At 70.6% G+C, this 15,389-nt stretch carries 20 protein-coding genes; 10 read left to right on the forward strand and 10 right to left on the reverse strand.

Annotation, left to right across the window (positions count from 1 at the left end; translation table 11 throughout):
- The first annotated feature begins 34 nt into the window (after nt 1-34).
- Nucleotides 35-424 (forward strand): DUF4440 domain-containing protein, encoded by a 390-nt coding sequence (locus AB0K12_RS26270; protein WP_364566397.1) that lies wholly within the window; start codon nt 35-37, stop codon nt 422-424.
- A 1-nt stretch (nt 425) separates the two neighbouring features.
- Here AB0K12_RS26270 and AB0K12_RS26275 read toward each other — a convergent pair whose 3' ends face one another.
- From AB0K12_RS26275 to AB0K12_RS26290, 4 genes are read right to left on the reverse strand one after another with little or no spacing between them, the layout of a single operon-like run.
- The gene (locus AB0K12_RS26275) at nt 426-989 is read right to left on the reverse strand and encodes a dihydrofolate reductase family protein (protein ID WP_364566400.1); all 564 of its coding nucleotides are present in this window, start codon (nt 987-989) and stop codon (nt 426-428) included.
- Nucleotides 990-1,042: 53 nt separating this feature from the next.
- Nucleotides 1,043-1,708 (reverse strand): class I SAM-dependent methyltransferase family protein, encoded by a 666-nt coding sequence (locus tag AB0K12_RS26280; RefSeq protein ID WP_364566402.1) that lies wholly within the window; start codon nt 1,706-1,708, stop codon nt 1,043-1,045.
- Nucleotides 1,709-1,717: 9 nt separating this feature from the next.
- Entirely contained in the window at nt 1,718-2,098 is a 381-nt protein-coding gene (locus tag AB0K12_RS26285; protein ID WP_364368340.1) for a VOC family protein, read from the reverse strand.
- Nucleotides 2,099-2,120: 22 nt separating this feature from the next.
- Nucleotides 2,121-3,455: a hypothetical protein gene (locus AB0K12_RS26290; protein WP_364566406.1), complete on the reverse strand. Its 1,335-nt coding sequence runs from the start codon at nt 3,453-3,455 to the stop codon at nt 2,121-2,123.
- An 86-nt stretch (nt 3,456-3,541) separates the two neighbouring features.
- Here AB0K12_RS26290 and AB0K12_RS26295 point away from each other — a divergent pair, with 86 nt between their 5' ends.
- Entirely contained in the window at nt 3,542-4,624 is a 1,083-nt protein-coding gene (locus AB0K12_RS26295) for a HAMP domain-containing sensor histidine kinase (RefSeq protein WP_364566409.1), read from the forward strand.
- Nucleotides 4,621-5,277 (forward strand): response regulator transcription factor, encoded by a 657-nt coding sequence (locus AB0K12_RS26300; RefSeq protein WP_364566412.1) that lies wholly within the window; start codon nt 4,621-4,623, stop codon nt 5,275-5,277. The genes AB0K12_RS26295 and AB0K12_RS26300 overlap by 4 nt, the downstream gene beginning before the upstream one ends.
- A 56-nt stretch (nt 5,278-5,333) precedes the next feature.
- Here AB0K12_RS26300 and AB0K12_RS26305 read toward each other — a convergent pair whose 3' ends face one another.
- A complete protein-coding gene (locus AB0K12_RS26305; protein ID WP_364566415.1) occupies nt 5,334-6,461 on the reverse strand; it encodes a S1 family peptidase in 1,128 nt (375 codons plus the stop codon).
- A 183-nt stretch (nt 6,462-6,644) separates the two neighbouring features.
- On the opposite strand from AB0K12_RS26305, the gene AB0K12_RS26310 reads away from it, so the two are divergent.
- Nucleotides 6,645-7,082 (forward strand): hypothetical protein, encoded by a 438-nt coding sequence (locus AB0K12_RS26310; protein ID WP_364566418.1) that lies wholly within the window; start codon nt 6,645-6,647, stop codon nt 7,080-7,082.
- Here AB0K12_RS26310 and AB0K12_RS26315 read toward each other — a convergent pair.
- The 3 genes from AB0K12_RS26315 to AB0K12_RS26325 all read right to left on the reverse strand — a co-directional run bounded on the left by AB0K12_RS26315 (nt 7,076) and on the right by AB0K12_RS26325 (nt 9,133).
- A complete protein-coding gene (locus AB0K12_RS26315) occupies nt 7,076-8,209 on the reverse strand; it encodes an MFS transporter (protein WP_364566421.1) in 1,134 nt (377 codons plus the stop codon). The two genes, AB0K12_RS26310 and AB0K12_RS26315, sit on opposite strands and share 7 nt — an antisense overlap.
- 99 nt (nt 8,210-8,308) lie before the next feature.
- Nucleotides 8,309-8,767: a MarR family transcriptional regulator gene (locus AB0K12_RS26320; RefSeq protein ID WP_364566425.1), complete on the reverse strand. Its 459-nt coding sequence runs from the start codon at nt 8,765-8,767 to the stop codon at nt 8,309-8,311.
- A 27-nt stretch (nt 8,768-8,794) separates the two neighbouring features.
- Nucleotides 8,795-9,133 (reverse strand): helix-turn-helix domain-containing protein, encoded by a 339-nt coding sequence (locus AB0K12_RS26325; protein WP_364566428.1) that lies wholly within the window; start codon nt 9,131-9,133, stop codon nt 8,795-8,797.
- An 82-nt stretch (nt 9,134-9,215) separates the two neighbouring features.
- Here AB0K12_RS26325 and AB0K12_RS26330 point away from each other — a divergent pair, with 82 nt between their 5' ends.
- Complete coding sequence (locus tag AB0K12_RS26330; protein ID WP_364566431.1) at nt 9,216-9,797, forward strand: NAD(P)H-dependent oxidoreductase; 582 nt, start codon at nt 9,216-9,218, stop codon at nt 9,795-9,797.
- Between the two features lie 148 nt (nt 9,798-9,945).
- Here the strand turns inward: AB0K12_RS26330 and AB0K12_RS26335 are convergent, their stop codons facing one another.
- Both AB0K12_RS26335 and AB0K12_RS26340 read right to left on the reverse strand, forming a co-directional pair.
- The gene (locus AB0K12_RS26335; protein ID WP_364566434.1) at nt 9,946-10,209 is read right to left on the reverse strand and encodes a hypothetical protein; all 264 of its coding nucleotides are present in this window, start codon (nt 10,207-10,209) and stop codon (nt 9,946-9,948) included.
- A gap of 45 nt (nt 10,210-10,254) precedes the next feature.
- The gene (locus AB0K12_RS26340) at nt 10,255-10,764 is read right to left on the reverse strand and encodes a VOC family protein (protein WP_364566436.1); all 510 of its coding nucleotides are present in this window, start codon (nt 10,762-10,764) and stop codon (nt 10,255-10,257) included.
- Nucleotides 10,765-10,828: 64 nt separating this feature from the next.
- Between AB0K12_RS26340 and AB0K12_RS26345 the strand changes: the two genes are divergently transcribed.
- The 5 genes from AB0K12_RS26345 (at nt 10,829) to AB0K12_RS26365 (ending at nt 15,382) form a co-directional block, all read left to right on the forward strand.
- Entirely contained in the window at nt 10,829-11,278 is a 450-nt protein-coding gene (locus AB0K12_RS26345) for a MarR family transcriptional regulator (protein ID WP_364566438.1), read from the forward strand.
- Nucleotides 11,279-11,337: 59 nt separating this feature from the next.
- The gene (locus AB0K12_RS26350) at nt 11,338-11,526 is read left to right on the forward strand and encodes a hypothetical protein (protein ID WP_138690643.1); all 189 of its coding nucleotides are present in this window, start codon (nt 11,338-11,340) and stop codon (nt 11,524-11,526) included.
- A 123-nt stretch (nt 11,527-11,649) separates the two neighbouring features.
- Nucleotides 11,650-12,795: a xylose isomerase gene (gene xylA, locus AB0K12_RS26355; RefSeq protein ID WP_364566441.1), complete on the forward strand. Its 1,146-nt coding sequence runs from the start codon at nt 11,650-11,652 to the stop codon at nt 12,793-12,795.
- A complete protein-coding gene (locus AB0K12_RS26360) occupies nt 12,792-14,207 on the forward strand; it encodes an FGGY family carbohydrate kinase (protein WP_364566444.1) in 1,416 nt (471 codons plus the stop codon). Before xylA ends, AB0K12_RS26360 begins: the two co-directional genes overlap by 4 nt.
- A 494-nt stretch (nt 14,208-14,701) precedes the next feature.
- Nucleotides 14,702-15,382: a DUF998 domain-containing protein gene (locus tag AB0K12_RS26365; protein ID WP_364566447.1), complete on the forward strand. Its 681-nt coding sequence runs from the start codon at nt 14,702-14,704 to the stop codon at nt 15,380-15,382.
- Nucleotides 15,383-15,389 lie beyond the last annotated feature (7 nt).

Raw genomic sequence — 15,389 nt, forward strand, 5'->3', positions numbered from 1 at the left:
CTAGCGTTGCCGCGTCTACGGAAAGGACATGGTGATGCTTGCCGAACGTCCCGAGGACGTGCCCCTCGTTTTCGCCGAGCTGTTCAACAGCGGAGATCCGGAGAAGGTGGCTCAAATCTACGAGAGTGGGGCGGTGTTCGTGCCGGAGCCGGGGGTGCCCTTGACCGGGCAGGAGGCGTACGACGCCAATGCGCGGTTCCAGCGGCTCGGGGTGCCGATCACGGTTCGGCCGCGGCACGTCTACGCCACGGGGGACGTCGCGTTGCTGATCGTCGACTGGGTCATCGACGGCACCGGCCGTGACGGTCGCCCTGTGCACATCGAGGGGACCGCCACGGACGTCGCCAGGAGGGGGCCCGACGGGGGGTGGCGTTACGTCGTCGACAACCCCTTCGGAGCACCCCGTGAATCAGTGGGTTCCTGAGTCAGCGGGGGCGGCGGTAGTGCAGGTGGACGATGCCGCTCCTGGACGGGGTGCTGGAGATCAGCTCCAGCTCGTACGACTTCGGGACGCCGTTGAAGAGGCGGGTGCCCTCGCCGGCGACGTACGGGAACATGCTGACGTGCAGCTCGTCGAGCAGGTCCTGCTGCATGAGGGAGTGCCAGAGGCGGACGCCGCCCCAGACGATGATGTAGCCGTCGCCGCCCTGCCGCAGCTTGTCGATCTCCTCTGTGGTGTCGCCGGCGGCGATGGTCGTGTTGGCCCAGTCGGCCGTCTGCATCGTCCGGGAGAAGACGACCTTGCGGCCGCTGGTCAGGAGGTCGGAGAAGGGGTGGTCGGGGGAGGCCATCATGGCCTCGGACGTGCCCTCGTACGTGGTGCGCCCCATGACGTGGGCGTAGGCGCCGCGCAGGAACTCGAGGTGGGCCTGGTCGTCGGGCCGGCTGTTCTCCGGCAGGCCGAAGCAGAACTTCCAGAAGTCGGTGTCCTCGTCGGCGAGCAGGCCGTCGAGGGAGTAGTTGAAGACCGTCGCTATCAGTTTCCGCATGATCGGGACTCCCGGGGGTCGCGGCTGCCGAGCGACCTTCGTGTCGCTCGTGCTTAAGACGGCGCTTCCGTCCGGAAGTCATCGGTGAGCTTGTCGTAGCCGGTGAAGGTGAACATGCTGCGCCCCGCCACGAGGGGGCGGGGGTCGGCTTTGAAGCGGTGGACGCCGACGCCGAAGCCGGCCTCCGGGGGTGACAGCCACTCGCGTTCGAAGCCGCGTTCCTCGAACCAGCGGCAGATCAGCGGCACCCGGTCGGGAGCCTGGCGGTGGCGGGTCCAGATGACCACGCCGTCGGTGGCGCACAGCTGGGGGCAGGTGTCGATGGTGCGTTCTATGTCCTCGTCCGTGATGTTGCCGAACACGCCGCAGACGAGGACGATCTCGGCGGGTGTCAGGTCCTGGTAGTGGTCGGTGAGCGCGGCGTCGGCCGTCAGCACCTCGACCTGGTCGAGTCCGTGCGATGCGATCGCCTCCGAGGCGATGGCGGTGTTGTGCGGGTCCAGTTCGACCAGGCGGGCTCTGACGTCGTCGCGGCGCGGGTGCTCGGCGAGCACCTCCAGCACGTCGCGGCCCTGGCCCGCGCAGAGGCTGATGAGCCGCAGCGGGCCGGGCGGGGAGCCGTCCAGAGCGAGGCGGATGCGCTCTTGGACGACGTGTAGGCGCTGCGCCAGGTAGGAGCCGGGGACGTCGTACTGGTCGTGCCAGGTCAGCCAATCCATGATCGAAGCTTACGAGGACGCCTGGCGGTGTTCCTCGCTCAATTCGATGATCTGGACGTAGTTGCCGTCCGGGTCGATGGCGGTGGCGAAGAGGCTGCCGTCGCGGTCCTCCAGGTCGGCGAGCCACTGGGTGCCGGCCTGCTCCATGCGGGCGGCGACCGCGCGGGCGTCGGGGACGTCGAAGTTCAGGATGACCCGGCCTGGCTCGGGGTTCTTGTCGGCGATGTCCTGACGAGTGTCGATAAAGAGGTAAAAATCGCCGAATTTCAGCACCCGGTAACCGTTGACCTCGGTGCTGTCCGACGGGTCGAGGGCGGTGGCGTACCAGGTGCGGAGACGTTCCGGGTCGGTGCTGGACAGGAGGAGGCTGCCGAGTACGGGTCGTTGCATGCCGGGAGGTCCTTTCTCTCGGTCATGCAGACCTGTCCGGAGACGAATACTCATCGCGCCTCAGCATGACGATCAGTGCGTACGCACCCAGGACGGCCATTCCGGCCCAGCCCGGCAGCGGGTAGTAACCCGTCGAAGGCGCATAGTGGGCCGTCACCTGCGGATACTCGACCAGGGTCTGCTTGATGGCGAATCCGGCGGCCGGCGTGACCCGCAGCAGCCAGTCGGCGACCACGTCAGGAAGCAGCGGGAACGCCGTCAGAACGGCGGGAAGCGGGATCAGGAACACCGCGGCGAGCACGCCCGCAAGACGAAAGCGCCCCAGCCTGCACGCGATGACGGTGCACAACGCGAGCGCCAGCGCACAGCCGACGATCACCCGAGCAGCGGTAGGGGGAGAAACCGGCGACTGAGCCAGGATGACGGTCCCGACCGCCAGCAGACCGGTGACGAACGTGGCGGCCCCGACGACGCTCACCCTGGCAGTGGCGGAGCGGGCGCCCATCACAGTCAGGATGAGAAGGGCGACGGGCAGCCCCACCAGGGAGCTCTCGATGGCACGGGCGCCCTCCTCGGGAAGCGGGCCGATGTCGCCGGTGCCGCTGATCGTGACCGTGCCGTCCTTCTCCACGACCCCGGACGCGTTGTGGTGCTTCTCCCAGTCGGTCTCGTTCATGGAACCGACGGAATCGCTGCCCCAGCCGCCGGCGGAGCCTTCGACGGTGACGTGGTCGAAGACGCCGACGGCCTGCGTGAAGCGGACCTCCTCGATCGTCCCGCCGAGCCCGGTCTCGCGCAGGGTGAGGTCTCCGGGCGAGGCGGCGAACAGCCCCACCCGTACGGTCTCCGGCAGCCCCTTGAGGGTGGCCGAGGCGGCACGGTCCCAGCGGGCGCCGTCGGCGGAGGTGTAGCCGGTGATCACGTCGCCGGAGCGGGCCAGGCGCAGCCAGCGCGCGGTGCCGGGGACGGCGGCGTCGTGCAGGTAGTCGTGCTGGAAGCGGATGCCGTGCCGTCCGGTCATCATGAGCGCGGCGTACGAGGAGCCCTGGCGCAGCCCGTCCTTGACGATGATCCCGGTCTTGGCCCACGGCACCAGCCCGGACACGATCCGGTCGTGACGCGGTGGCGGATAGGTGATCGTCCCGGTCATCGCGGCGAGCCGGACGGTGATGGTGCCCTCGCGGCCCAGCTCCCGGTGGAAGAACCAGAAGCGGTCGCTGACGGCGGTGCCGTCCGCGGCGACGATCGGGTCGGGGCAGAAGCCGGAGCAGGACGCGGGCGACAGGCCGGGCACGATGATGGCGGCGGCCGCGAGGACGAGGGCGATCAGGCGTCCAGGACGGAGGAGGGGGATCATGGCGTTGGTTCTACGAAGCGGCGCGTAACCCGAGCAGAACCGGTGCTGTCACGCTGCTGTTAGGTTCCGCAGGGCATGCTGGCAGGATGATCGGGCAGCGCAGTGGGACCGTCGGCGCACGGTTCACGATGTTGTACGCCACCGTGTTCCTCCTGTCCGGCGCCGCGCTGCTGGCCCTGTCCTTCTTCCTGTCCGGCGGCATGGAGGTCACCGTCCCGGCGGGAGGCGTGCCAGGGCAGAGCGCGGACCAGCGCATCAGGGAGCTGGAGGAGCGGCTGGCGGCGGCGTACGACGAGCAGGCCCAGCAGTTGCTGATCGGCTCGGTGCTGGCCCTGGCGGTGATGGCGGTCGTCTCAGTACTGGTGGGCCGGATGCTGGCCAAAAGGGTGCTGCGCCCGTTGCGGGACATCACGGCCACCACCCGCCGCATCTCCTCCGACACCCTGGAACGGCGGCTGGCCGTCACGGGCCCGGCCGACGAGGTCAAGGACCTGGCCGACACCATCGACGGCCTGCTCGAACGGCTGGAGGCGGCGTTCACCGCGCAGCGGCGCTTCGTCGCCAACGCCTCCCACGAGCTGCGCACACCGCTCGCGACCATGCGGGCCTCGCTCGACGTCGCGGTGGCCAAGCCCGACCCCGGCCCCTCGACGGTGGCGCTCGCCGCCCGCCTCAGAAGGCAGCTCGACCGCGTCGATCACCTGGTGAACGGCTTCCTGGCGCTGGCCAGGGCCCAGCACGGGGCGCTGAGGAACGTCGCCCAGGTCGACCTCGCCGCTCTCGTACGGGCCGCGCTCGCGGAAAGGGACGTGAAGGACCTGACGGTGACGACCGACGTGCGGACGACAACGACGGGCGACCCCGAACTGCTGGCCAGGCTGGTGGACAACCTGGTGGACAACGCGGTACGCCACAACGAGGACGGCGGCTTCATCGAGATCACCGGCACCGGGCGAACGCTGGTCGTCGAGACCGGTGGCCCCGTCCTCGACCAGCGGGAGGTGGACAGGTTGGCGCGCCCCTTCGAACGCCTCGGCAGCGACCGCACCGGCTCGTCGGGCCTGGGCCTGTCGATCGTGGCCGCCGTCGCCGAGGCCCACGGAGGCCGGCTCGACCTGCTCGCCCGCCCCTCCGGCGGCCTGCGCGCGACGGTGACGCTGCCGGCATGAGGGTCCTGGTGGTCGAGGACGACGACGCGCTCGCCGAGGTCGTCGCGGAAGGGCTGCGCGACCAGGGGATGGCGGTGGACGTCGCGTACGACGGGCTCGCCGCGGCCGCCAAGCTGGACGTCAACGCGTACCACGTCGTGGTCCTCGACCGGGACCTGCCAGGACTGCACGGCGACGTCCTGTGCCAGATGGTCACCGAGCGGTCGGAACGGCCGATGGTGCTGATGCTGACCGCGGCCGGCGAGCCCGACGAGCGGGTCAGCGGCCTCGCGCTGGGCGCCGACGACTACCTCGCCAAGCCCTTCCACTTCCCCGAGCTGATCCTCCGCATCCAGGCGCTGGCCCGCCGCCGCCCCGACGCGCGCCCCCGAACGCTGCGGGTGGCGGGCATCGCGCTCGACCCGGTACGCAGGACCGCCGTGCGGGACGGGCGGCGGCTGGAGCTGTCGGTGAAGGAGTTCGCCGTGCTGGAGGCCCTGCTGCGGGCCAGCCCCGGCTTCCTGAGCGCCGAGCTGCTGCTCGAACAGGTCTGGGACGAGAACGCCGACAGCTTCACCAACACCGTGATCGTCACCGTGGGCCGGCTGCGCCGCAAACTCGGCGAGCCGCCGATCATCGAGACGGTCCGCGGGGTCGGCTACCGCATCGGCTGAACGCCGAAGCGGCGCGCCGGGGGAAGGGCGCGCCGCGCGGGTCTTGCAACGAGGGATCAGCCGGTGCGGAGCGTGAGGCCGTACACGCTCAGCGCCTCGTTGACTGGCTGGTGGTACGTCGTGCCGCCGAAGCTGCAGTTGCCCGACCCGCCGGAGGTCATGCCCTGCGCCTGGTTGCCCGAGATGAACGAGCCGCCGGAGTCACCGGGCTCGGCGCACGCGCTCGTCCTGGTCAGGCCGCTGACGGTGCCCTGCGAGTAGCGGACGCTGGCGTTGTGCTGCTGGATGGTGCCGCAGCGCCAGCCGGTGGTGGAGCCGGAGCGGCAGATGGACGAGCCCACGGCCGCCTGCGTGGAGCCGCGCACGGTCACGTTGGCGCCGCCGGAGCCGCGCACGTAGGGGGTGACGGTGTTGTTCGGGGCGGCGACCCAGGCGTAGTCGTTGCCCGGGAACGACGAGCCCTGGAAGGTGCCGGTGGGCTGCGTCGTACGGGAGCCGGCCCGGCCGCAGTGACCTGCGGTGACGAAGCCCGGCGTGCTGCCGCGGGTGACGGCGAAGCCGACGCTGCAGCGGCTGGAGCCGATGTAGTAGGCGGCGCCGCCGATGATGTTGATGAACGGCTTGGGCTGCTCGGCCGTCGCGGACACGGTGACGGCGCTCCGGTCGACGCCCGCGGCGTCGGCGAGTGCCTCGGCGGCCTCGACGGTCGGCGCCTGGACGGAGACGGTGTTGGTCTTGACGTCGACGTACCAGAGTGCCGCGCCGGCCTTGGCCTTCTCCGGGGCCTGGTCGAGCTGCTGCATGATGCCGTTGAGCTGCGCGAGCGAGCGCTTGACCACGACCGGCTGCGCGCCCTGCGCCTCGATGGCGGGGGCGGCGGCGGGGTCGGTGGTGGCGACGTTCAGCTTGCTCGCGTCGTCGTTCAGCCAGGCGCCGCCGAACGTGCCGCCCAGGTCGCTGGACAGGTTCTTCTCGGTGACGGCGGCCCGCTCCTCGTTCTTGAGGCGGGTGACGACCTGTGCTTCCGACAGGCCGAGGTCGCGCTCCAGAGCGTCGATCATCTCGGGGGGTGCGGAGGGGGAGGCGGATTGAGGTGCCGGGTCAGCTAATGCTGGGCTGATGGGGGTGGCCAGGCAGACGGCGAGGATGATGCCGCCCGTCAGCGCGCAGCGCTTACTCAACATGTGCACTCCTCGGGTGGGGGTGCTGTCAAGTTAACGGCTGCGGCGGCCGATGCTCAGATACCAAACGGACACTATTTCGGTGTTATGACGCCTTTTCGGTCATAGGTTTCAGAGGCGGAATTTCCGCCTTAAAGGTGAAGGACCTGCTGGCTGGATAGGGTGCCGTGGCTGGAGGTGTTCTCTGTGCGTAATGGTGTTCGTCACGTGCTCGGCGCCGGCGCAGGACTGCCGGCCACGCCGCTGATCGCGGCGGGCTTTCTCTACTCCGCTGGTCAAGATCCTCACTGGCTCGCCACGGGCGCGCTCGTCGCCGCCATGGTGCTGGTGGGCGCGCTCTGCGGGTCGCGGATCTCGCCGCTCGCGTCGCTGGTGCCCGGCCTGGCGTTCGCCGGTACGGCGATCTTCGCCCGTACGCCGTGGGCCGGGCAGGTGCGAGCCGACTACGCGCAGGCGTACCTCGACCTCATCGACCCCTGGTCGCTGCCCGCGGGGGCGGTGCTGCTGGCCGCGTCGATCTTCCCCGCGCGCTGGCGCGGCTCGGAGCGGCCGGAACCGGTCCTCGTCGAGGAGCCGGCTCCGGCGCCGCCGCCGCTGCCCAAGCGCATCCCGTCACGCTACTGACGGGCGCGGGCGGTGACCAGGGCGATCAGCACGTACGGCAGGGCCAGCAGCGCGAACGTCGTCCCATTGAGCGCGTACGGCGACAGCGCACCGTACGCGCCGTAGACCCCCAGCGTCACCACGTTCGTGCCGAGCCCGGCCACCGAGGTCACCGTGGCCCGCGCGGGCCCGGTGATGCGCTGCTGCAGCCGTACGTCGGCGAGCACCCCGGCGAGCTGGAACGCCCCGAACGCCAGCGCGATCAGTACGAACCCGGCCACGTGCCCGCTGAGCGCCCCCGCCGCCAGGGCGAGCGCGGCGAGGCCCAGCAGCAGCCCGTACGCCCGGTGCGGCAGCCGCTCGGCGGGCCCGGCCAGCAGGCCGCCCGCGGTGATGCCCAGCGTGACGAGCAGCACCAGCAGCGGCACCGCCGCCTCGGGCACTTCTGTTTCGAGCGCGAGGTAAGGGATGTACTCCTCCAGGCCGCCCCACAGCGCCGCCACGAAGGCGACCAGGAGCACCGCGTGCGTGACCCGCCGGTCGGCCCTGGTCTGGGCGATGCCCTCGCGCAGTACCGCGAGGTACGACGGCGCGACCCGGCGTACGCGGTGCTCGGGCAGCGTCAGCGCCGTGGCCGAGCACAGGAGGCAGGTCAGCACACTGGCCACCGCCACGGCGGGATGCCCGCCCGCCGCGAACACGGGCACGGCCACCGCCATGGCGGCGGCGGTGGCGATCATGCTCGCCGCGGTGGCCCGGCCGATGACGGTGGCGTAGCGGCCGGCCTGGCCACGCCGTTCGAGCTCCTCGTACGCGAGGGCTTCGTAGGAGCCGGAGATCAGCGTCTCGCCCGCGCCCCAGAGCACGAAGCCCACCGCGAACGCCCAGTAGGACGGGAACGCCACCCACAGGGCGAAACCGACCCCGGTCAGCAGCGGGCCGAGGACGAGCAGCAAGCGGCGCGAGACGGCGTCGGCCCAGGCGCCGGACGGGATCTCCAGCACCAGGCCCGTCAGGGACCAGATGGCGAACAGGCTGGAGACCTGGGCCACGGAGAGACCGGTATCGGTGAACAGCAGCGCGTATACCGGATAGAGCAGGATGAATTCGCTGAGGAACGCGTACGCGTACAACGATGCGACGAGCATGAGACCTTCCAGGGGATCGAACGGGGACTCCGAGCGCTCGTCGGCTCGGCGGCCCGCGCGCCCCGCGCAGGTCTCGGGTTATGGATCAATGTCGCCAGGTCATGTGAGTGATTCTAGGTCACCGATCCGCTCGCGGAAGGGCCTGCGTTCGAGAGCGTGCAACGTGGCCGTCATGACCTGGGCGAGCGGGGCCGGCAGCTCGGCGTCGAGCTCGGCCATGGCGCGCGTGGTCGCCGCCCACTCGGCCTCGATCAGCGGCAGCGCGGTGCGGGCCTTGTCGGTGAGGTGGACGATGCGGCGGCGGGCGTCGGAGCCCTTCGCCAGCGTGACGAACCCGGCCCGCCGCATCTGCACCACGGTCTGGCTGGCCGCCGAGTGGCTGACGCCGATCGCCTTCGACAGCGCGCCGATGGTCATCGGGCCGTCGGCGACCAGCGTGCGGACGACGGGGGAGAAGCGCGGGCGGTAGTCGGGCAGGCCGTGGTCGGCGTAGATCTCCGCGATGGCGCCGTCCATCAGCTCGTGCACGTGCCGCATCAGGGTGCCCAGTCCGCTCACGGTCGGCAAACGTAACAGGATCTCGCCTCAGGCGGACGCGGCCTCGTCCTCCGGCAGCGGGATCCACTTGTGCGCCCACGTCATCAGCTCGTCCACGACCGGGCGCAACTCCCGGCCCATTTCCGTCAGGTGGTATTCGACGCGTACGGGGGAGGTGGGCAGCACCCGGCGCTCGATCAGCCCGGCGGACTCCAGCTCGCGCAGCCGCCTGGCCAGCATCGTGTCGTTGATGCCGGGGATGGCCGCCTTGAGATCGGCGTACCGGTGGGCGCCCTTGAAGATCATGTGGATCACCGCGCCCGACCAGCGGGCGCCGATCAACTCCAGGGCGATGTGGAAGCGCGTGCACACCGACGAGGGACTCATGGGTCCAGTGTACCGTTTGCTAAGAAATATGTAGTTGCTCAATAATGTTGAGCAGTCATCTATCGCCTCACCAGGAGTCATCATGGAAGTCAACCCTGTCCTGCAGGTCATCGTCGGCAGCACCCGCCCAGGCCGGGCCGGTCGTCCCGTCGCCGACTGGTTCCGCGACAAAGCCGCCGGCTCGGGCCTGTTCGACGTGGAGCTGGTCGACCTGGCGGAGGTGGGACTGCCGTTCATGGACGAGCCCCACCACCCCAGCCTGCGCCAATACGTCAACGCCCACACCAAGGAGTGGAGCGCCACCGTGGAGCGGGCCGACGCGTACGTCTTCGTGACCCCGGAGTACAACCACAGCTTCCCCGCCACGATCAAGAACGCCCTTGACTACCTCCACCACGAGTGGCACCACAAGCCGGTCGGCTTCGTCAGCTACGGCGGCGTCTCCGGCGGCACCCGCGCCGTCGCCGGCCTGCGCCACGTCGTCAGCACCATGAAGATGGTGCCGGTGCTGGAAGGCGTGATCATCCCGTTCGTGCCGCAGCACCTCACCGAGGACGGCGCGCTGCGGCCCAGCCCCGAGATGGAGGCGGGGGCCGACGCCATGCTGGCCGAGCTGGCCAAGCTCAGCGCCCCGCTGCGGGCGATGCGGCACGCCCACGCCTGAGCCGGGCTGCCGGACGTGGCGCCGGCAGTCTGTGTGGTGGTCCGCTATCGCAAGGCGGTGGCGTACGGCGTGCACGCGCTGCTCGCCTCGCCGGGACCGCCACGTCCTACCCCCCGCAGAGCCCGACGCCGCCGCACCGGCTGAGGGATCAGTCGTCGCGGTGGTCGGGGCCCGAGAGGCGGTCGGCCTGTTCCTCCAGTGACGTTAGCACGCGCTCGAAGGCGTCGCCGAGCGGGCGCAGCGCGGTGGTGAAGGCGTTGACGAGCGGCCCGAAGATCTCGCTCACCTCGGTCATGAGGTCGGGGCTCTTGCTCTCGGGCGGCGCCCAGCGCATCGCGTCGGCGCTCAGCGTCTCCCACTCCTCGACGACGCCGTCGATGGCGTCGACCACATGGTCAGGATCGCTTGGCATGGCCGGTTCTCCGTGGGACCAGAGGGCTTATACCCCCACGGTACGTCAGGCGGGGATGGACACGCCCACGCCGCCCCTGGTCTGGGCGCCGTACCGCTGCTTGTCGGCGTCCAGGTCGAGGGGGCGGACCCGGGTGCGCCCGGCCAGCGTCTCCTCGGTGAGCAGCGCGGCGGGCACCAGCCACGACACCTCGAACTCGAGCCCGTCGGGGTCGCGCGCGTAGAGCGCCTTGGTGGTGCTGTGGTCGGACGCGCCGACCAGCGCGCCCAGCTCGGCGAGCTTGGCCTTGACACGTTCGAGCTCCTCCAGCGTGTCGACCTCCCAGGCCAGGTGGTAGAGGCCGACGGAGGTGCGCCCGGCGGGCGAGGGGGCGGCGTCCGCGCCGATCTGGAACAGGCCCAGGTCGTGGTCGTTGGACGAGCCGGGCGCCTGGAGGAACGCGGCGCCGCGCATGCTCATGACGACGTCGAAACCGAGGGCCTCGCGGTAGAAGGCGACGCTTTCCTCCACGTCGCGCACGTAGAGGACGGCGTGGTTGAGCCGCTGGACCGGCATGGGTTCGCCCCTTTCGACGGAGTCCCGATCATCAAGTATATGAGAGTTCAACTAACTTGGGAGCGTGACCCGATGGCTGGATGAGGACGAGCAACGCGCCTGGCGCAACTTCCTGGCCGCGACCCAGCTCGTCAACGAGGCGCTCGACCGGCAGCTCCAGCGCGACGCGGGCATGCCGCACGCCTACTACGTGATCCTCGTGGCGCTCTCCGAGGCGCCTGGGCGGGCGATGCGCATGAGCGAGCTGGCGGCCAGGGCCCAGAGCTCGCAGAGCCGCCTGTCGCACGCCGTACGGCGGCTGGAGGAGCGCGGATGGGTGCGCCGCGAGCCGTGCCCGTCCGACCGCCGCAGCAGCTTCGCCGTGCTCACCGGCGAGGGGTACGCCGTGCTGGCCGCCGCCGCGCCAGGACACGTCGAGGAGGTGCGCCGCAGCCTGTTCGACGCGCTGACGCCCGAGCAGGTGCGCCGGCTGGACGAGATTTGCGCCACGGTCAGGAACACGCTGGAGTCTTAGGGCGCGAAGTGTCGGACGGAGGCCGTAGCGTTGCCGGGTACCCGACCGAGGAGAGGCCGATGCACGACACCGAAGAGGCGCTGTTCAGGGCGGTTCATGGGATCGCCGGCCGGTTCGCCGGCCAGCCTGTCCCCGTGGTGATGGACGCTTTGCTGCGCCACCTGCCCAAGGCTCCTGGCCTCGAGGTGACGGAGATCCGCAAGATCGCCGAGGAGATCAGCGTGGGGCGCGATCCCTCCGGTCTCTGAAGGGCTCTGAGGGTCTCTGGGGCGGGGTCTCTGGGGCGGCGGGGCGTCCGGTGGCGGGCCCGAGATCGTGCGATTGTGCCCGGCATGGTTGTGCACAACTGATCACCGGGGGAGCATCGAACCATGTACGAGCCAACCCCTGACGATCGATTCACGTTCGGTCTGTGGACGGTCGGCTGGCAGGCGCGCGATCCGTTCGGGGACGCCGTACGGGCGCCCCTCGATCCCGTCGAGAGCGTGCATCGCCTGGCCGAGCTGGGGGCCTACGGCGTCACCTTCCACGACGACGACCTGCTCGCCGTCGATCCCGATCGCGAACGGGCGATCGCGGCCTTCCGGAAAGCGCTTGCCGAAACCGGCATGAAAGTGCCCATGGCCACCACCAACCTGTTCACCCACCCCGTCTTCCGCGACGGCGCCTTCACCAGCAACGACCGCGACGTACGGCGTTACGCCCTGCGCAAGGTCACCAGGAACATCGACCTGGCCGCCTCGCTCGGCGCCACCACGTACGTGTGCTGGGGCGGACGCGAAGGCGCCGAGTCCGACGCCGCGAAAGACGTGCGCGCGGCGCTCGGGCGCTACAAGGAGGCCCTCGACCTGCTGTGCGGCTACGTCCGCGAGCGCGGCTACGACCTGCGCTTCGCGATCGAGCCCAAGCCCAACGAGCCCAGGGGCGACATCCTGCTCCCCACCATCGGGCACGCGCTGGGGTTCATCTCCCAGCTGGAGCACCCGGAGATGGTGGGGCTCAACCCGGAGGTGGGCCACGAGCAGATGGCCGGCCTCAACTTCGTCCACGGCGTCGCCCAGGCGCTGTGGCAGGGCAAGCTGTTCCACATCGACCTCAACGGGCAGCACGGGCCCCGCTTCGACCAGGACCTGATCTTCGGGCACGGCGACGTGATGAGCGCGTTCTTCCTGGTCGACCTGCTCGAACACGGCGGCTACGACGGTCCACGGCACTTCGACTACAAGCCGCTGCGTACGGAGGACCACGCTGACGTCTGGGCCTCGGCCGCCGCTAATATGCGGACATACCTCATACTTCGGGATAAAGCGCGAAACTTCAGGGCTGATCCGGAGGTGCGGGAGGCGATGCGCGCATCTCGTGTCGACGAGCTCGGCCTGCCCACGCTCAACCGCGGCGAGACGCTGGCCGATCTCGCGGACGACGACTTCGATCCCGAGGCGGCCGCCGCCCGCGGATACCATTTCACGCATCTCAACCAGCTTGCGCTGGAGCACTTGTTAGGAGTTCGTGGGTGACGCTGGTCGCAGGGGTCGATTCCTCCACGCAGAGTTGCAAGGTCGTCATTCGAGACGCGGAGACCGGTGAGCTGGTGCGGCAGGGCCGCGCACCCCACCCCACCGGCACGGAAGTACACCCGTCCCACTGGTGGACGGCACTGTTGCAGGCCATCGAGGAGGCCGGCGGGCTGGACGGCGTGGCCGCCATCAGCGTGGGCGGTCAGCAGCACGGCATGGTCTGCCTCGACGAGTCCGGCGAGGTCGTACGCGAGGCCCTGCTGTGGAACGACACCCGCTCCGCGCAGGCCGCCACCGACCTGATCACCGAGCAGGGCGGGCCGCAGGCGTGGGCCGACGCCGTCGGATCCGTGCCGGTGGCCTCGTTCACCGTCACCAAGCTGCGCTGGCTCGCCGAGAACGAGCCCGCCAACGTGGCCCGCACCGCCGCCGTGTGCCTGCCGCACGACTGGCTCACCTGGCGGCTGCTCGGGGCGCTCGAAAGCGGGCCGTTCTCCGTCGCGGCCTGGGCCGACGCGCCCACCCCTCCGCTCGACCGGCTCGTCACCGACCGGGGTGACGCCTCCGGCACCGGCTACTGGTCGCCCGCGTCCGGCTCTTACCGTACGGACCTGCTCAAGACGGCGCTCGGCACCGTGCCGCTGCTGCCGCGCGTGCTCGGGCCCGTCGAGCCCGCCAACGACGGGCCGATCCTGGTCGGGCCCGGCACCGGCGACAACATGGCGGCGGCGCTCGGCGTCGGCGCGCGGTCCGGTGACGTCGTCGTCTCGCTCGGCACCTCCGGCACCGTGTTCGCGGTCGCCGAGACGCCCAGCGCCGACCCCGCGGGGCTCGTCGCCGGGTTCGCCGACGCCACCGGGCGGTTCCTGCCGCTGGTCTGCACGCTCAACGCCGCCCGGGTCATGGACGCCGCCGCCCGCATCGCCGGCGTCGGGCTCGACGAGCTCAGCGCGCTCGCCCTCCAGGCGCCTCCCGGGGCCGACGGGCTGACGCTGGTGCCGTACCTGGAGGGTGAGCGCACGCCCAACCGGCCCACCGCCACCGGATCCGTCCACGGGCTCACGCTCGCCACCTCCACCCCCGCCCACCTCGCGCGGGCCGCCATCGAGGGCATGCTGTGCGGGCTCGCCGACGCGCTCGACGCGCTGTCGATGCAGGCCGAACGGGTGCTGCTCATCGGCGGCGCGGCCCGATCAGAAGCCGTCCGCCGCATCGCCCCCACCGTCTTCGGGCTCCCGATCAGCGTGCCACCGCCCGCCGAGTACGTCGCCGACGGCGCCGCGTACCAGGCGGCCACGCTGGTCACCACGTCGCCGGACTGGCGCTCCGGGGACGCGGAGACGTACACGGGGGACCCGCTCCCCTCCCTCCGCGCCCGCTACCACCGCGCCACCACCCACATCCTCGATTAGGGGACTCGCCCCCAGCACCCCCGGCATCGGCCCTTCCCCGCCGCCGGGGGTGCTGTCCTTTTGGAGGAGGGGCTCAACGCGGCACAAGGCCCCCGCACCCCAGTACCCCTCAAAGGACAGCACCCCCACGGGGGGCGAGGGTGCCGAAGGCGAGCCCCCTTCCCTGGCCCTCAAGGGACGGTGCCCCGGGCGGCGGGCGAGGGGGCCGAAGACGAGTCCCCACCCTGCGTCTCAAAGGACAGCACCCCCCACGGCGGGAAAGTTTGAGTGGTCGGCTTGGGTCCCCTAGGGGGATTGTGGGATGAAGTGACCTGGTTGCCTCACCAGGCGAGGTCGGGTGCTCCTGCCCTCTGAGGGCGTCTTCGCAGGGTGGAGGGTCGGGGCCCTACGGGGTCGGCCGAAGGCGGCAGGGGCGGGGTCTCGGGGTCAGGTCAGGGGTGGGTCGGGGGTGTAGCCGGATGTGGGTCCGCACCCCTTCGCGGGAGAGTTTCGGCATGACCGCAGCAGCGAAGAGGCTGGCGCCCTGGATCGCCTGTGCATCGATCCTGTTCTCGGTGGTGGCCGTGGTGGTGGGGCAGCTCGTCCCCGATCCGCAGCTCGACCCCTTGAACGTCACCATCAGCGAGTACGCCGTGTCCGACCGCGGGGGCGTCACGGAGATCGCGATGGCGGTGCTGGGCATCGGGTCGCTGGCGCTGCTGCTGGGCCTGCGGGCGTCGGGGGCGCCCGTGCGGGGGTGGCCCGAGCGGTTGCTGATGGTGTGGTCGGGAGCCCTGATGGTGGCCGCGGTCATCCCGACCACACCCATCGGCGAGGACCTCGACCTGGCGGCGCAGATCCACCGCTACGTGTCCGTGGCGGCCTTCGTGAGCCTCCCGGCGGCGGGCGCGCTGCTGGTGCCCAGACTGAGCAAGGACGCCGCCTGGAAGCCCGTGGCGCGGGCCGTGGAGTGGGTGTCGCTGGCCGGGGGATTCGGGCTGCTGGCGATCACGTACGTGGCGCTGCCGGGCGAGCGGGTGATGATCGGTCTGGTGGAGCGGCTGCTGCTGGGCGCGGAGGTGGCGCTGCTCGCGGTGCTGGCGGGCTGGCTGGTGCGGCTGGCGTGGCAGCGCGGCTCCAGCGGCAAGGCCATAAATTTCCCGACATATCACAGATTTATCGCTAGTCGATCTTAAAACCATC

Source organism: Nonomuraea sp. NPDC049419 (genome assembly GCF_040676995.1).
Taxonomy (GTDB): Bacteria; Actinomycetota; Actinomycetes; order Streptosporangiales; family Streptosporangiaceae; genus Nonomuraea; species Nonomuraea salmonea.

What these genes read in the sequence shown, in the direction of transcription:
- AB0K12_RS26330 (WP_364566431.1), top strand. Translation starts at nt 9,216, where the DNA reads ATGGAAGTCAACCCTGTCCTGCAGGTCATCGTCGGCAGCACCCGCCCA.
- AB0K12_RS26295 (WP_364566409.1), top strand. Translation starts at nt 3,542, where the DNA reads ATGATCGGGCAGCGCAGTGGGACCGTCGGCGCACGGTTCACGATGTTG.
- AB0K12_RS26280 (WP_364566402.1), bottom strand. Translation starts at nt 1,708, where the DNA reads ATGGATTGGCTGACCTGGCACGACCAGTACGACGTCCCCGGCTCCTAC.
- AB0K12_RS26275 (WP_364566400.1), bottom strand. Translation starts at nt 989, where the DNA reads ATGCGGAAACTGATAGCGACGGTCTTCAACTACTCCCTCGACGGCCTG.
- AB0K12_RS26285 (WP_364368340.1), bottom strand. Translation starts at nt 2,098, where the DNA reads ATGCAACGACCCGTACTCGGCAGCCTCCTCCTGTCCAGCACCGACCCG.
- AB0K12_RS26290 (WP_364566406.1), bottom strand. Translation starts at nt 3,455, where the DNA reads ATGATCCCCCTCCTCCGTCCTGGACGCCTGATCGCCCTCGTCCTCGCG.
- AB0K12_RS26315 (WP_364566421.1), bottom strand. Translation starts at nt 8,209, where the DNA reads ATGCTCGTCGCATCGTTGTACGCGTACGCGTTCCTCAGCGAATTCATC.
- xylA (WP_364566441.1), top strand. Translation starts at nt 11,650, where the DNA reads ATGTACGAGCCAACCCCTGACGATCGATTCACGTTCGGTCTGTGGACG.
- AB0K12_RS26365 (WP_364566447.1), top strand. Translation starts at nt 14,702, where the DNA reads ATGACCGCAGCAGCGAAGAGGCTGGCGCCCTGGATCGCCTGTGCATCG.
- AB0K12_RS26305 (WP_364566415.1), bottom strand. Translation starts at nt 6,461, where the DNA reads ATGTTGAGTAAGCGCTGCGCGCTGACGGGCGGCATCATCCTCGCCGTC.
- AB0K12_RS26350 (WP_138690643.1), top strand. Translation starts at nt 11,338, where the DNA reads ATGCACGACACCGAAGAGGCGCTGTTCAGGGCGGTTCATGGGATCGCC.
- AB0K12_RS26300 (WP_364566412.1), top strand. Translation starts at nt 4,621, where the DNA reads ATGAGGGTCCTGGTGGTCGAGGACGACGACGCGCTCGCCGAGGTCGTC.
- AB0K12_RS26335 (WP_364566434.1), bottom strand. Translation starts at nt 10,209, where the DNA reads ATGCCAAGCGATCCTGACCATGTGGTCGACGCCATCGACGGCGTCGTC.
- AB0K12_RS26270 (WP_364566397.1), top strand. Translation starts at nt 35, where the DNA reads ATGCTTGCCGAACGTCCCGAGGACGTGCCCCTCGTTTTCGCCGAGCTG.
- AB0K12_RS26340 (WP_364566436.1), bottom strand. Translation starts at nt 10,764, where the DNA reads ATGCCGGTCCAGCGGCTCAACCACGCCGTCCTCTACGTGCGCGACGTG.
- AB0K12_RS26325 (WP_364566428.1), bottom strand. Translation starts at nt 9,133, where the DNA reads ATGAGTCCCTCGTCGGTGTGCACGCGCTTCCACATCGCCCTGGAGTTG.